Source organism: Thermotoga profunda AZM34c06 (assembly GCF_000828675.1).
In the GTDB taxonomy this organism is placed as follows: Bacteria; Thermotogota; Thermotogae; order Thermotogales; family DSM-5069; genus Pseudothermotoga_B; species Pseudothermotoga_B profunda.
On record NZ_AP014510.1, the window covers coordinates 1,110,896 to 1,125,445 of the forward strand.

The 14,550-nt window shown below is 40.9% G+C and carries 15 protein-coding genes; 13 read left to right on the forward strand and 2 right to left on the reverse strand.

The window, feature by feature from the left end:
- The first annotated feature begins 9 nt into the window (after window positions 1-9).
- The 13 genes from TSP02S_RS05350 to TSP02S_RS05410 are packed head-to-tail and all read left to right on the forward strand — an operon-like array spanning window position 10 to window position 12,379.
- Window positions 10-1,239, forward strand: coding sequence for an ABC transporter substrate-binding protein (locus tag TSP02S_RS05350; RefSeq protein WP_041082460.1), 1,230 nt, complete (start codon window positions 10-12; stop codon window positions 1,237-1,239).
- Window positions 1,240-1,291: 52 nt separating this feature from the next.
- Window positions 1,292-2,206: a branched-chain amino acid ABC transporter permease gene (locus TSP02S_RS05355; RefSeq protein WP_041082462.1), complete on the forward strand. Its 915-nt coding sequence runs from the start codon at window positions 1,292-1,294 to the stop codon at window positions 2,204-2,206.
- Entirely contained in the window at window positions 2,203-3,114 is a 912-nt protein-coding gene (locus tag TSP02S_RS05360; protein ID WP_041082464.1) for a branched-chain amino acid ABC transporter permease, read from the forward strand. The genes TSP02S_RS05355 and TSP02S_RS05360 overlap by 4 nt, the downstream gene beginning before the upstream one ends.
- A 14-nt stretch (window positions 3,115-3,128) precedes the next feature.
- Window positions 3,129-3,845: an ABC transporter ATP-binding protein gene (locus TSP02S_RS05365; protein ID WP_041082466.1), complete on the forward strand. Its 717-nt coding sequence runs from the start codon at window positions 3,129-3,131 to the stop codon at window positions 3,843-3,845.
- On the forward strand, window positions 3,845-4,549 hold the full coding sequence (locus TSP02S_RS05370) for an ABC transporter ATP-binding protein (protein ID WP_041082468.1): 705 nt from the start codon (window positions 3,845-3,847) through the stop codon (window positions 4,547-4,549). Before TSP02S_RS05365 ends, TSP02S_RS05370 begins: the two co-directional genes overlap by 1 nt.
- 13 nt (window positions 4,550-4,562) lie before the next feature.
- Window positions 4,563-5,309 (forward strand): 3-oxoacyl-[acyl-carrier-protein] reductase, encoded by a 747-nt coding sequence (fabG, locus tag TSP02S_RS05375; protein WP_041082470.1) that lies wholly within the window; start codon window positions 4,563-4,565, stop codon window positions 5,307-5,309.
- Window positions 5,310-5,323: 14 nt separating this feature from the next.
- Window positions 5,324-6,487, forward strand: coding sequence for an ABC transporter substrate-binding protein (locus tag TSP02S_RS05380; RefSeq protein WP_041082471.1), 1,164 nt, complete (start codon window positions 5,324-5,326; stop codon window positions 6,485-6,487).
- A 58-nt stretch (window positions 6,488-6,545) separates the two neighbouring features.
- Window positions 6,546-7,313 carry an ABC transporter ATP-binding protein gene (locus tag TSP02S_RS05385; protein ID WP_041082473.1) on the forward strand — a complete coding sequence of 256 codons (768 nt, stop codon included), beginning with the start codon at window positions 6,546-6,548 and terminating at the stop codon, window positions 7,311-7,313.
- On the forward strand, window positions 7,306-8,004 hold the full coding sequence (locus TSP02S_RS05390; protein WP_144380728.1) for an ABC transporter ATP-binding protein: 699 nt from the start codon (window positions 7,306-7,308) through the stop codon (window positions 8,002-8,004). Before TSP02S_RS05385 ends, TSP02S_RS05390 begins: the two co-directional genes overlap by 8 nt.
- A gap of 2 nt (window positions 8,005-8,006) precedes the next feature.
- Complete coding sequence (locus TSP02S_RS05395; protein WP_041082477.1) at window positions 8,007-8,885, forward strand: branched-chain amino acid ABC transporter permease; 879 nt, start codon at window positions 8,007-8,009, stop codon at window positions 8,883-8,885.
- A gap of 2 nt (window positions 8,886-8,887) precedes the next feature.
- The gene (locus tag TSP02S_RS05400) at window positions 8,888-10,579 is read left to right on the forward strand and encodes an alpha/beta fold hydrolase (protein WP_041082480.1); all 1,692 of its coding nucleotides are present in this window, start codon (window positions 8,888-8,890) and stop codon (window positions 10,577-10,579) included.
- Window positions 10,580-10,590: 11 nt separating this feature from the next.
- Window positions 10,591-11,574: a 3-oxoacyl-ACP synthase III family protein gene (locus TSP02S_RS05405; RefSeq protein WP_041082482.1), complete on the forward strand. Its 984-nt coding sequence runs from the start codon at window positions 10,591-10,593 to the stop codon at window positions 11,572-11,574.
- 1 nt (window position 11,575) lies between these two features.
- The gene (locus TSP02S_RS05410) at window positions 11,576-12,379 is read left to right on the forward strand and encodes an alpha/beta fold hydrolase (protein WP_232503662.1); all 804 of its coding nucleotides are present in this window, start codon (window positions 11,576-11,578) and stop codon (window positions 12,377-12,379) included.
- A gap of 278 nt (window positions 12,380-12,657) precedes the next feature.
- Here TSP02S_RS05410 and cutA read toward each other — a convergent pair whose 3' ends face one another.
- Window positions 12,658-12,975 carry a divalent-cation tolerance protein CutA gene (cutA, locus tag TSP02S_RS05415; protein WP_041082485.1) on the reverse strand — a complete coding sequence of 106 codons (318 nt, stop codon included), beginning with the start codon at window positions 12,973-12,975 and terminating at the stop codon, window positions 12,658-12,660.
- A 64-nt stretch (window positions 12,976-13,039) separates the two neighbouring features.
- Window positions 13,040-14,548, reverse strand: coding sequence for a YifB family Mg chelatase-like AAA ATPase (locus tag TSP02S_RS05420; RefSeq protein WP_041082488.1), 1,509 nt, complete (start codon window positions 14,546-14,548; stop codon window positions 13,040-13,042).
- Between the last annotated feature and the right edge of the window lie 2 nt (window positions 14,549-14,550).

Here is a 14,550-nt window from a genome sequence, read left to right on the forward strand (position 1 = left end):
GGTGTTTTTGTGAGAAGGCTTTTCGTGTTTCTTGTTTTATCGATCGCACTCTTTGTCCTGGCCGAAAAACCGATAAAGATCGGTGCAATCTTACCATTGTCCGATATCACCGGTAGGCAAGCAGCCAATGCAATGAAATTAGCCGTCAAAGAGATCAACGACTCTGGTGGTGTACTTGGTAGACCCATTGAATTGGTCATAGTAGATGATGAAATGAAACCCGAGAAAGGTGCTGCTGCTGTGGACAAACTCGCTACAGTCGACAAGGTGGATTTCTTTGTTGGTGGGATGTCAAGTGGAGTCCATCTCGCACAGATTCCGATTTTGAAAAAGTACAAGAAAATTACCGTTTGGATAGGCGCTGCGTCTTACAAATGTGAAGAAGCCATTGGCGCTGATGCAGATTGGTATTTTCACTTACATCCTTGGGATTATTTGCAAGGTGAAAGCTATGCGATAGGTTGGAAAGCCATAACAGAGAAATATCCTCATGTGAGAATCGAAAAAATATTTTTGGCTTATGAAGAAGGTGCTTTTGGTACGGCATCTTTTAAATCGTACTTGGATGAATTCGAACTTGCCAAAAAAGGTACTGGTGTTTGGACAGGATTGATGAAGGATCTAAAAGGTGCACCATTCAAGAGTGCAGCTCTTGGCGGTGGAGACTACAGAGCCATGCTTTTGCAAGCAAAGCAATATGACCCAGACCTGTTCATTTGGGCAGGTTATGATGCCGATGCGGTACCAATGTTAACTCAAGCTAAGGAAATAGGCTTTGTTCCAAAGCTTTTTGTTGGAGCGCCTCCAGGATGGCCTGCCGATTTTGGTAAGAATCCACTATCAAATGGAGTCGTTCTCTATGGCATGTGGGCTCCAGCATTAAAAGATGTCAGTGCGATCGCAAGGCATTTTTGGGATGCATATGTCAAAGAGTTCAACGAAGAACCAGCAACATACTTTGCACCACTTGGTTATACAAACATTTATTTCTTAATCGAAGCGATCAAGAAGGCCGGTACACTTGATGATAAAGCAATAATCCAGGCTTTAAGGGAGATAGAATATGAATCTCCAGTGGGTGGAGTATTAAAGATCTCACCAAGCAGAATCATTAAGAATCAAGGTTTCCGAGCACAAAAAATTCTTCAATGGCAGAATGGTGTGCAACATGTAATTTGGCCATTTGAATACGCTACAGCCGAACTCATCTATCCATTTCCGGGTTGGTCAGGTAAATGAAACAGAAAGGCTGGGCGACAGCCCAGCCTTTTGCCTATAGAGAGGTGAAAAGATGAAAAAATTTTTCAATTGGAAAATACTCTTTTCGTTGATGTTGATTGCAGTTGCAATCTTTCGTCCATACGCTTTCTTTTATGGACTTCAGAGAGGAAGTCTTTATTCTTTGATTGCATTACCACTTGCTTTGATCCTTGGAATAGTCGGATTGTTGAATCTTGCACACGGTGATTTCCTGACTCTTGGAATGTACATGGGTTATGTGATTTTCAACCAATTTCATTTTGATCCAATCATTTCGATGATTTTTATAGGACCATTTCTCTTTCTAATCGGTTTTGCTGTTTACAAATTGACAATTGAAAGAGTTTTGAAGTCACACCATTTGAATCTCTTACTCATAACCTTTGGGATATCGATCACCCTTGTTGAGCTGGTGAACGTATTCTGGACTTCAAGGCCAAGGAATATTTACGTGCCATATGCCACTCGATCTATCAACATCTTAGGGATTAGTGTTGGTGCGTATGAATTTTTGTATGTTGTCGCAGCTATCTTAATTCTACTCGCGATAATGTTCATTTTGAAAAAAACACGGTTTGGACAAGCGGCTTTTGCCGTGGGACAGAACCCCAAAGGAGCAGCTATAGTAGGTATAAATGTAAAACTGGTTTACACAATCACTTTCAGTCTGGCAACTGCTATGACAGCCATTTCTGCAGCGTTGATGATGCCAAGAGTTTCCATTTTTCCAAACGTAGGTGGACCCTTTACCATGAAGTCCTTCTGTCTTACTGCAATGGCTGGTCTTGGAAATCTTCCAGGTATCTTGATCTCTGGCATTACTCTTGGAATAGTTGAAGCAATAGTACAATCGATTCCCGGTTACAGTGGCTGGTCCGACCTTGTATTTTTCGGTGTCTTGATCTTGGTGATAGCACTTAGAGCTTATCGGAGGGCTGAAAGATGAGAAAAGTTCTTCTCATTATTGGTATACTGGTGTTTGTTACATTTCTTCCAATGTTTGCAGATATGTATCTGATTCATGTTGCCAGCTCGATAATGTTGTTCATGTGTCTTGCGCTTAGCTGGGACATGATGTTGAGAACTGGCCAACTGTCATTTGGCACGGCTGGTTTTTTTGGACTTGGTGCTTACGCTGCGGTAATAGCCGTTGACGATTTTGCAATAACTCCCATCATGAGTATATTTATCGGCGCCATATTTGCCGCGATTGTGGCATTGGGTGTTGGGATTGCTGTTCTAAAACTTCGAGAGATGTACTTTGCTATTACGACCCTTGCCCTTTCCAGTGTTTTTTTGGTACTTGCTCGAAATCTTTCAGATCTCACTGGTGGCGCGGCAGGTAAGGTACTTTTCAATGCGATATTCGATGGCGATCCCAAAAAAACTTATTGGTTGATAATGGTTTTTACATTATTGGTCATAGGCATCTCTGAAATCTTTCAGAGGACCAGAATAAGATATGCTATAAGTTCGATAAGAAATGATGAACTTGTCGCAAAATCCAGCGGGATAAACATTTTCAAGTATTTGTTAATCGTTTTTATTATTACTTCTGCCATACAGGGAGCGGCAGGAGCTATCTATGCTCAGCAATATGCTTTTGTTGAACCAGAAAGCACTTTTTCAGCAAATTTCTTATTGTTGCCTATCGCCATGGCATTAGTCGGTGGTATCCATTCAACACTTGGGCCGATAGTGGGAGCCATAATCCTGGGATTTGCTTCGGAATATCTGAAGTTGCTGATGCCTTATGGGCACTTGATAATATACGGGATAATAATCATTTTGGTCATAATCTTTTTGCGTAAAGGTGTCTATGGAACAATAGTAGATAAAATCAGATCAAATTGATCGGAGGTTTTTCTATGGAGATATTGCGACTCGAAAATGTGACAAAACGTTTCGGAGGACTTGTGGCAGTAAACAATGTGAGTTTTGAAATACAGAAAAATGAAATCTTAGGCATAATAGGACCAAATGGCGCTGGTAAAACTACTCTTACCAGTTTGGTAGCAGGAACACTTCAACCTTCTGCCGGAAGAATCTTCTTCAACAGCAGAGAAGTCACTGGAATACCTGCACATATAAGAGCTCAACTGGGTATTTCAAGAACCTTCCAAACTGTGAGACCGCTGAGAGACTTTACAGCACTTGAAAACATTGTGGTCGGAGCACTTTTTGCAAAAGGTGAAAAACTCAGCAAAGCGATCAAGAGTGCAGAAAAAGTGTGTGAATTTCTCAAACTCGAACGTAAGGATTTCTATCCTGACAAACTCACAGTCTTTGAGTTGAAAAAATTGGAGATAGCAAGGGCAATTGTTTCAGAGCCAAAAGTACTCTTTCTGGACGAAGTGATGGCTGGTTTAAATCACGAAGAGATGATGGAGATGATAGAGATAGTCAAAGCTTTGAGAGACAAAGGCATGGCAATTTGCGTCATAGAACACGTTATGAGCGTTATAAGTGAATTAACCGACAGGGTTGTGGTTCTTGACAGAGGTGAGATAATTGCCCAAGGTCCATATCAGGAGGTTTCTCAGGACAAACGTGTTATAACAGCGTACTTGGGGGAGGAAGATTAATGCTTGAAATAAAAGATCTCAATGTTGCTTATGGTAAGGTTCCAGTTATCTGGGACCTATCGTTAAAAATAGATTCAGAGGCTGTTGGATTGTTTGGACCAAACGGTGCTGGTAAGACAACTCTAATAAACTGCATCCTTGGCTTGATTAGACCGGTGAGTGGTACCATAAACTTTGAAGGACAAAATATAGTTGGAATGGAAACTCACAAAATTGCACGCCTTGGCATTGCCTTAGTACCTCAAGAAAGAGAACTCTTTCCACTTATGAGCGTTGAAGAAAATCTCAAAGCCGGGGCAGCCTATATTCCACATGCGAGAAATCACATCGTTGATAGTATGAACTTTGTTTTCACAATTTTTCCAGTTCTCAAGGAAAGACTTTCTCAAAAGGCAGGTACAATGAGCGGAGGAGAACAAAGAATGCTTGCGGTAGGTAGGGCCTTAATGGCTCGTCCAAAGTTATTGATCCTTGATGAACCTTCTGTTGGACTTCAACCGTCAATAGTAATAGAGATGTTCGCAAAACTCAGACAGATAAAAAATGAAGGAGTGGCAATACTTTTGACCGAACAGAATGTCAAACAAGGTTTAAAGGTAATTGATAGGGGGTATGTAATCGAAAACGGTAGAATAGTACTCGAGGACGAATCAAAAGATCTTGCTCAAAATGAGCATGTGAAGAAAGCATACCTTGGCGTATGAAAGGAGTGGGTTTATGAGACTTGAAGGAAAGGTTTGTATCATCACTGGTGCAGCAAGTGGTATAGGTAGGGAGGCATCATTGCTCTTCGCAAAGGAAGGTGCAATAGTTTGTGCTTGTGATCTGGTGAAAGAGCAGTTGGACAAGTTGGTTGAAGATGCGAATAATTTACCCGGAAAGATCGATCCATATCTTTTGAATGTTACAAAAAGGGAAGATGTCTTCAAGGTTGTCGAAGAGATTGCCACGAAATACGGTAAGATCGATGTGCTTGTGAACAACGCCGGTATAACAAGAGATGCCTTGTTAGTGAAGATGACCGAGGAAGAATGGGATGCAGTGATCAATGTAAACCTCAAAGGTGTTTTCAACATGACTCAAGCAGTTGCACCTTACATGATCAAAGCTCAGAAAGGTTCTATCATAAACACATCTTCAGTTGTTGGCATATACGGGAATGTTGGACAGACCAACTACGCTGCCACAAAAGGTGGCGTGATAGCTATGACCAAGACCTGGGCAAAAGAACTTGCACGCAAAGGAGCTCAAATAAGAGTCAATGCAGTTGCACCTGGTTTCATCAAGACACCAATGACCGAGAAGGTACCTGACAAGATCATCGAAGCTGTTGCAACTCGAACTCCATTGGCAAGAATGGGTGAACCAGTGGAAGTTGCGAATGTGTATTTGTTCCTCGCAAGCGATGAGTCTTCCTTTGTAACGGGGCAGGTAATCGGTGTTGACGGGGGCTTACAACTCTGAAAGGGGGAGTTGGTGTGAAAAAATTGATCATTGTGCTGTTGATTCTGGCTTCTGTTTTAGCAGTAGCAGAAGTAGGCGTTTACAAAGACAAAGTAGTTGTTGGCACTTTTCAAGCGCTTTCAGGACCTTATGCAGTTATAGGTCAAGAAATGTCTAAAGGGCTAAATGCTTATTTCAACTGGATCAACAAAAATGGTGGAGTCTATGGAAGAAAGATCGAGCTGATCATCGCAGATGATCAATTAGATCCTTCGAAGACTGTTGTTGAAGTCAAAAGGCTTGTAGAGTCAGACAAAGTTTTTGCGATCGTCGGTGGACTTGGGTCTTATGGTTGTCTTGCGGTTATGGATTACTTAGAGAAGAATGGTGTTCCCTTTGTCTATCAAGGAGCTGGGACAAGTTTACTCGTGTCACCACCGAAAAAGTACATCTTCGGTGTCCAACCTGATTACACGCTCGAAGGGCAACTGATCGCGAAATTTTTGGTTGAAAATCTTGGTAAGAAGAGAGTTGCGGTTATATACATGGCTAATGACGTTGGTAAAGAGGGACAAGCCGCAGTGAAAAGCAGATTGGAAAAGTACAATCTCAAACCAGTTCTTGAAGTAGCTTACAATCCTGCTGAAACAGATTACAGTGCCCTTGCGATTAATGTTTTGAATGCAAATCCCGACTCTATAGTGATCTACGGTTTTATAGTCGATACGATACGCTGGATAAAAACGCTGAGAGACTACGGAATAACTGCTCCTGTGGTGACCACCTATGCTAATGCAGACCCAAGTTTTATCACCCTGGGTGGTAAACAAGTCGAAGGTGTCTATTTAACAGGTTGGGTACCACTTGCGACGCCTGACCGACCGGAGTTTCTCAGAGACTATGAACGAGCCGTTGCGATATTCCAAGAGACATATCCCAAACAACTGCCATCTTCTTATGCCGTAGCTGGGTTCATAGCTGCCGAAGTATTCGTTCAAGGATTACTCCAGGCAGGTCCAGATCTAACACGTGAAGGACTCGTTCAAGCACTTGAAACCTTCAAGCACTGGAATGGGATACTGACAAAAGACATCACCTGGGGTCCTAATTTGAGACGCGGCAAATCCAGCATGTACTTCATGAAAATCGATAAAGGCATCTTCACCGCCGTGACTGACTTGATAACATTGGAAAATTAACCTTGCTGCAAATTTATCCCAGAGGGGTACTTCCCCTCTGGGAATGGGGGAATTGTAGTTGGCTTTGCTCGAAATAAAAGGATTAACGGTGAAATTTGGAGGACTTACCGCCGTTGACGATCTTGATATGACAGTTACTGAAGGTACTATACACTCTATTATTGGACCAAATGGTGCTGGAAAGACAACAGTTTTCAATGCCATCACCGGTATTGTAAAACCTCATTCAGGAAGTATCTTGCTAAACGGGATAGATGTGACACGCTTAAAACCGTATAGAATAATCGAATTTGGTGTCAGCAGAACCTTCCAAAGTGTGGTTGTTTTCAAATATCTCACCGTTCTTGAAAATCTATATGTTGGATATCACAGTGTTCTGAAGCTCAATCTTTTAGAAGAATTCCTTCCAAAGAAAAGAAAAATTGCCACGTGGGAGATGTATTGTAAAGCACTACAGATTGCTGACTTCCTTGGTTTGAAGAGTAGACTTCTAAGTTATGCAGGATCCATACCCTACATGTCACAGAAACTTGTGGAAATCGGCAGAGCACTTATGAGTGATCCAAAGATCATACTTCTCGACGAACCAGCAGCAGGTTTGACCGATACCGAAACTGAACAAATGAAAGAGATCATAAGGCACATAAAAGAAAAAATGAAAATCACGGTATTGCTCGTTGAACACGATATGAGAGTAGTGATGAGTCTATCAGACATGGTGAGTGTTATGGATTTTGGTAAAAAGATCAGCGAAGGTAGGCCAGAGGTTGTAAGAAACGATAAAGAGGTTATCAAAGCATACTTGGGAGAGAATGAATATGCTTGAAGTAAAAGATATTACCGTCACATATGGACCTGTTGTTGCCATAAAGAATTTGTCTTTGAAGGTCGAGGAAAAAAGTATAACTGTCCTGCTGGGTGCGAACGGTTCAGGAAAAACTTCTGCACTGTTGGCAATCGCGGGCTTGAACAGAATTTTATCTGGAGAAATCGTTTTTAACGATATGAGAATAGACACTCTTCCTGCATATGAGATTGCCAAAAGAGGTTTGGTCCTTTGCCCTGATAGTAAATTGATCTTTCAAAAGATGACGGTTTTAGAAAATCTAAAGGCGGGTGCTTATTCAAGAAAAGGAGAGATCAAACAGGATCTGGAAAATGTCTTCACACTCTTTCCAAAACTTCGAGAGAGAATGAAACAATTGGCTGGCACACTTTCGGGCGGTGAAAGACAAATGCTTGCCATCGCAAGAGCATTGATGTCAAAACCAAGATTTCTGATGCTCGATGAACCATCAATGGGGCTTGCGCCAAATCTCGTAAAAGAGATCATGAAGATAATTCAAACAATTAGAGATACAGGCGTGACAATACTTTTAGTTGAGCAAAATGCTTACTCTGCCTTGCAAATCTCTGACTTTGCTTATGTAATTCAAACAGGTAGGATCGTTCTGCAGGGAAGATCGGCAGATCTTTTGGCTGATAGGAGAATAATTGAGGGGTACTTAGGGGGATAGAAATGTTTTTGAACAGATTGATCCTTGGTCTTTCCACTGGAGCTTTCTATTCACTCACGGCTTTGGGAATCGTTGTGATATACAAGATCACAAACGTCATGAACTTCGCTTTCGGAAATATGGCAATGTTCATGGCATATGTAGCATACACCTTTTTGGCATTTGGGATAGGTCCAGTTGCAGCATTATTTTTAGTTTTACCATTGGCTGCAATTTTCGGCTTTGTAGTTGAAAGATATACTTTACGACCGGTGAGACATCTATCGCACAGCTCTATGCTCATAATTACGCTCGGTATCTTGATGATATTGGAAGGTCTCTCAACACAAGTATGGGGTACACAGTACAAAGCTTTTCCAGAACTCATATCGGGAAGACCATTCATTCTGAGAATTCTTTCAACCCCATTGGTCATTCGCAAACAGGATCTGTTGGTCTTTGGAATCTTGGGATCTGTCTCCATATTGATAGGTTTGCTCATGAAGTACACGAAGGTCGGAATCGCAATCAAAGCTGTCTCAGAAGATGAGAGAACGTCACAATTGATGGGGATAAACCCAGGGAAGGTGTTCAGTTGGTCTTGGATGATAGGAACCATGATGGGTACTACTGTAGCGATACTCGGTGCACCAAAGACTTACATCTCACCTACTATGATGTTGTTTTACCAAATCCAAGGTTTTACCGCTGCAGTTTTGGGTGGTTTTGACAGTTTTGTGGGAGCTGTTGTTGGTGGTTTGGTACTCGGTGTTGTTGAAAATCTTATTGGAGGTTACATAAGTAACGAGTTGAAGACAACCTTCTCATTGATTTTGATAGTCATCATTTTGTTGATCAAGCCCCAGGGATTGTTTGGGAGCCGTGAGATCAGGAGAGTGTGAAAATGCGGTGGTTTTTCTTGTTCTTGATCTTAGTCTTGTTACCCTTCTTCTTCAAGATGAGTACCTTCATATTGACGATAATCAACCTTACGATGATATACACGTTAGCTGCGATGGGATTGAATTTGATAATGGGTTATACGGGACAGGTTTCCATAGGTCATGGAGCCTTCATGAGCATAGGTGCTTACACTTCTGCAATATTGGTTTTGAAACTGTCTGTACCGCTTCCATTCAGTATATTAATCGCCACAATTTTGAGCGGTGTTTTTGGGCTTGCCTTGGGTTTTCCTGCTCTGAGGCTTTTTGGTTTTTACCTTGCAATAACAACAATGGGATTTGCAGTAGCCGTTGAGCAGTTGATCGGTGCCTGGGAAAAGGTCACCGGAGGACACATAGGGATGAGAAATATCCCAAGACTTGGGAATGAACTTCAGAGCTATTACATCATACTCGTCATCTTAATAATATGCATATACGTTTTTCAAATCATAACATCTCATAGAACTGGTAGAGCCTTGAAAGCGATCAGAGAAAACCCAATGGTTGCAACAACTTTTGGTGTGAATCTGACATACTTCAAAGTCTTAGCTTTCGTCATCGGTTCTGCCTATGCTGGTCTTGCTGGTGCTATTTATGCTCATACGATTGGTTACATTGCACCGCACAATTTTGGACTTGGAAAATCCTTGGAACTCTTAGCCATTGTCGTCATAGGTGGCATGGGAATAACCATGGGACCCATCTTTGGTTCGGCTTTGTACACAATCTTACCTTTCTTTTTCAGCAGAATTGGTTTTTCAACCTCGATAATCTTTGGTTCGATTCTCGTATTGGTAGTTCTCTTTATGCCTCGTGGAATTGCCTATTATTTCTACAATCTATGGCTGAAATTTGGAGAATTACCAATTGTTTTGATGAAAAGGGTGAAAAAATCAAATGAAGGAAAAGATTTGCAACTTTCCTTTGGCAAGATGCACTATATTGAGAGTGGAAATGGTGAAAAGGTTGTGTTGTGTATTCACGGAAACTTTGGTTCCTGTAAATGGTTCAAACCTTTAATGGCGAGACTCAAAAACAAAAGAATATTGGCAGTCGATCTGCCAAATTTTGGAGACTCTTCAAGAGCTGATAGTTCACTACAATTTTATGCCAGAGCGGTCAATGAGTTCATAGAGAAAATGCAAATAAAGCCAGCCGTGGTAGCTCACTCACTCGGTGGGGCTGTTGGCATGCTTCTCGCCATTAATCATCCTGAATCCTTGAGATCTCTTGTGCTGGTTGATCCTTGTCCAGTAGATGGATTGACTACACCTACAGAAAATATGCCATATCTTGAGCTGTACAAGACAAATAGATCGATAGTCAGAAAATCGATTGTTGGTCTTCTTAAAAATGTCAAGGACAGAAAATTTGTAGAACAACTTGTGGATGATGCTTTGAAAATGAATCCCGATAGTGTCTATCCACATGCGGATGAACTTGGAAGATTCAACATCGTTGAAAAAGCAAAGAGCATCTCTGTACCAGTCTTAGTTCTCTGGGGTGAATTGGATACGCTGCTGACCAGAAAACAAATGGAAAGAACCGCCCAAGCGCTAAACGGTGAGCTCAGAATTTTGAAAAATATCGGACATTCTGCTTTTGTTGAAGATCCAGATCTTTTCATAGATGTGGTGAAAGATTATCTTTGAGGAGGGATAAGATGAAATATGCAAAAATCATCTCATCGGGAATGTATGTTCCACAAAAAGTCATGACGAACAAAGAATTCGAACAGATCACCAATATGGTCATCGATCCATATTTCACTGAGCAAATAGGTATAGACCACAGACATCTTTCACAAACTCATGAAACACCAACATTTATGGCAGCAGAAGCTGCAAAGAAAGCTCTTGAAAGAATCGACATGAAACCAGATCAGATCGATTTGATAATACTTGGGACGGATACCCCAGAAGCTGTTTCACCACCTGATGCTGCACGAGTTCAATATCTGATCGGTGCAAGTAAAGCAGAACCATTGGCTTTTAATGTTAATGCATCTTGTGCAAATGGTGCTTTGTTGCTCGACATAGCATCTCGCTACATCGCCCTTGGTGATTACAAAAACGTCATGGTCATCGGAGTTTATGCGATGACGAAGTTTCTCAGCTGGAAGTATTCTTGGGAGGCGTTGTTTTCTGATGGTGCTGGTGCTCTTATATTAACGGCAGATGATAAACCAGGTTATCTTGGAAGCGTTTCAAGATGCGATGGTAGTTGGTGGTACAACTGGGGCATTTACATGGGGGCTGGCACCATGAACATCGAAGGTATTGATAGAGGCCTTCACAAACTCGATCTGAGAGCAGCTTATCCAGCTACCGTGAATGAAGAAGGATGGCCTATGCTTATCAACAAACTGATGGAAAAATGTAACTTTTCAAAAGAAGAGATTGGAATGATATTTTTCACACAGGTGAGAAAGAGAACCATACTGAAGGTCTTGGAAATTCTTGGTATAAGTGAAGACAAGACTCATATGATAATGAACAAATATGGTTATACAGGTTCTGCGTGTGTTTACATGGCTTATGATGATGCCTTTGACTGTGGAAAGATGAGAAACATAGACGGAAAAGTGGTGATTTTCTTGACTTCTGGTGTTGGGTTCCAACAAGTCGCGGTGGCTTTCAAGGGGTGAGATGGTGAATATGTTCAAAACAAGCGACGGTATTATGATCGATTATCAGATCTATGGCGAATCAGAAGAGGTAATAGTCTTTCTCAATGGCATTTTTATGCACTACAATAACTGGTCTTTTATTACAGAACAATTGAAGGACAAATATAAGATCATTCTCCATAACTTTAGATGCCAATGGACTTCAGGAAATGGCATGTGTAGCTTTGAAAGACACGTTGAAGATCTCAAGGAACTTCTTGATCATTTAAATATCAACAAGGTACATTTGGTTGGGACGTCTTATGGTGCAGAGGTTGGAATGTTTTTTTCTGTCAGATATCCAGAGTTAGTAAGATCTCTCACAATCATAACTGCAACGGCTCGTATAGTACCATCTATCAAATATAAAGCTCTGAGATGGAGAGATGGGGCAATTAGCAAGAATCAAGAGATTTTTGTTCGAAGTTGGATCAACGATGTATACAGTGAACAATTTCTTGACAAGTACCCGAATTTATTTGAAACGATCATTCAACGAATGCAACTGTTCAATTACGAAGGAGTAGTAAATTTGTTGGATGCTTTTCTTGAACTCGAACAAAAACCATTGTTAAATCAACTATCAGAGATAGATGTACCAACACTTGTGGTTTCCGCACAATTTGACAACATAAAACCAATATGTTTTTCACAGGAAATAGCGCAACAAATACCCAACGCCAAACACGTTTGCATTCCAAATTGTGGTCACGCCGCGATAATTGAAAAGCCAAAGGAGGTACTTTTTCTGATAAAAGCGCATTTGCTTTTCTTGAAGAGCTAAAACCCAACGGATTAGACCTATGCCAAAATACGGTTACTTTACCAGGATCCTGGTGGGTACCCTCCATAATATATTATACGAAAACAGAAGATCCCAAAAACAACCAAAAAGCTCTTGGAGAGATACTTTATGTCAAAAAATGCATTTAGAATCTCTTGGGATGATTGAGACAGAACTTAGTTTCAACTAAGACAGAAAATTCTTTTTAGAAGTGAGGTTTCAGAACTCAACGATGCTGATCATATCACAAACAGGCTTCACATGCTCTAATAAGATGATCAACTATTGGTATTATTGACACTTTTTTCGAGCCATTGTTTATAATCCATGTCAACATTTTCTGTTTCAACGCTGAAAATCGCTGGAACGGAATAGGGATGGAGTTCTTTTAATCTTTTAAATACTCCTTGCTCTTTGAGTTTGCTGGTTTTCAAAATCGCCGCGAATTCTATGTCTTGTGAGATTTTTCCATCCCACCAATAACCAGAGTCAACTTGAAAGATATTAAAGCAAGCTATGAGTTTTTCCGAAAGTAGATTTTTGCAAATCTCTAAGGCTTTTTCTCTGTTTGGAAAAGTAGTATAGATTATTGTCATCGAACGATCACTCCTTTTTGATTTTCATCTCCTGAGTGTGATCACACTATGGGATCTTATAGATTCAATCAATTTGCTGAGTTTTGTATTGTATTGCTTCTGCAACATGGCTTAATTTTATCTTTTCACTTTGTTCCAAATCGGCTATTGTTCTGGAAATCCTCAGGATTTTGTCGATAGATCTCCCAGAAAGATTGTATTTTGCAACTGCCATTTTCAGTAAGTCCTCAATTTTATCATCGAGCTGAACGAATTTGCTCAACAATTTTGAAGGCAATTGTGAATTTGCGGAAAAACCAAGGTTGTGGTATCGTTTGCGCTGAATTTCTTTTGCCAGCATAACTCTTTCTCTTATACTTTTACTACTTTCGGCTTCATTTTTTGCAAAGTATTCCTCAAACTCCATTTTTTGCACTTGTACTATGATATCAATCCTATCAAGGACGGGACCAGATATCTTCTTGTTGTACTTAATGATGTCATATGGAGAACAATTACATACTGCTTTGGGATCACCGTAGTTTCCGCAGGGACAAGGGTTCATCGCTGCAACAAGTGTGAATCGGGCAGGATATGTTATCGTTGCTTTTGCTCTTGCAACAGTAACAATTCCCTCTTCCAAAGGCTGTCTCAGAGCTTCTATGACATCTCTCCTGAATTCAGGAAATTCGTCCAGAAAAAGTATTCCATTATGCGCTAATGTTACTTCCCCTGGTTTTGCATCGTTACCTCCACCTATTATCGCAGCACTCGACGCAGTGTGGTGCGGTGAGCGGAAGGGTCTGAAAACCTTTTTTCCAGTCACCAAGCCAACTGCACTGTATATTTTTAGCACCTCTATAGCTTCATCATCTGTGAGTGGTGGCATTATCGATACAAGTCGTCTGGCAAGCATTGTTTTACCTGCACCCGGACTACCTTTCATCAAAATATTGTGCGAGCCAGCCGCAGCTATTTCAAGGGCTCTCTTGGCAACGGCTTGTCCTTTTACATCTGCAAAATCAAGATCGTTCTCATATTCAAATGGTGGCAAACCTTTAAAGGGAACCGTTGTAAACTGTGCAAGATTATTCAGAAATCGACCAACTTCTTTCAAATCTTCTAAAGCGTATATCTTCAAACCTTTTACCATTTGGGCTTCATTGATATTTTCTTTTGGAACTATAATTATGCCATCGTACCGTTGGTCACTCAGTGACAACAGAGTTGTTAAAACACCTCTAACCCCTCTGATTTTTCCTTCTAAAGATAGTTCTCCAATGGCAAGCACATTTGATTTTTGGAGTGCGCCAGCTGCTTGGAGTATTCCGATAGCTATGGGTAGGTCAAGCAAGGATCCTTCTTTCTTTAGATCTGCCGGCGCCAGATTCACGATGATTCTACCTTGGGGAAAATCGAATCCAGAATTCTTCAAGGCACTTTTGATTCTTTTCTTACTCTCTTTGACCGCTGTATCACCAAGTCCAACTATGTCTACGTCGTGAATCACGCTCTTTCTATCAATGTCAACTTCGACGGTAATCAAATTGACATTCAACCCTACAACAGTAACTGATGAAAGTTTTGCTGGCATGA

Bases quoted from the DNA above. Each gene is read 5' to 3' on its own strand.
- TSP02S_RS05420 (WP_041082488.1), bottom strand. From the start codon at position 14,548: ATGCCAGCAAAACTTTCATCAGTTACTGTTGTAGGGTTGAATGTCAAT.
- TSP02S_RS05395 (WP_041082477.1), top strand. From the start codon at position 8,007: ATGTTTTTGAACAGATTGATCCTTGGTCTTTCCACTGGAGCTTTCTAT.
- TSP02S_RS05405 (WP_041082482.1), top strand. From the start codon at position 10,591: ATGAAATATGCAAAAATCATCTCATCGGGAATGTATGTTCCACAAAAA.
- TSP02S_RS05360 (WP_041082464.1), top strand. From the start codon at position 2,203: ATGAGAAAAGTTCTTCTCATTATTGGTATACTGGTGTTTGTTACATTT.
- TSP02S_RS05410 (WP_232503662.1), top strand. From the start codon at position 11,576: ATGGTGAATATGTTCAAAACAAGCGACGGTATTATGATCGATTATCAG.
- TSP02S_RS05390 (WP_144380728.1), top strand. From the start codon at position 7,306: ATGCTTGAAGTAAAAGATATTACCGTCACATATGGACCTGTTGTTGCC.
- TSP02S_RS05400 (WP_041082480.1), top strand. From the start codon at position 8,888: ATGCGGTGGTTTTTCTTGTTCTTGATCTTAGTCTTGTTACCCTTCTTC.
- TSP02S_RS05365 (WP_041082466.1), top strand. From the start codon at position 3,129: ATGGAGATATTGCGACTCGAAAATGTGACAAAACGTTTCGGAGGACTT.
- fabG (WP_041082470.1), top strand. From the start codon at position 4,563: ATGAGACTTGAAGGAAAGGTTTGTATCATCACTGGTGCAGCAAGTGGT.
- TSP02S_RS05370 (WP_041082468.1), top strand. From the start codon at position 3,845: ATGCTTGAAATAAAAGATCTCAATGTTGCTTATGGTAAGGTTCCAGTT.
- cutA (WP_041082485.1), bottom strand. From the start codon at position 12,975: ATGACAATAATCTATACTACTTTTCCAAACAGAGAAAAAGCCTTAGAG.
- TSP02S_RS05355 (WP_041082462.1), top strand. From the start codon at position 1,292: ATGAAAAAATTTTTCAATTGGAAAATACTCTTTTCGTTGATGTTGATT.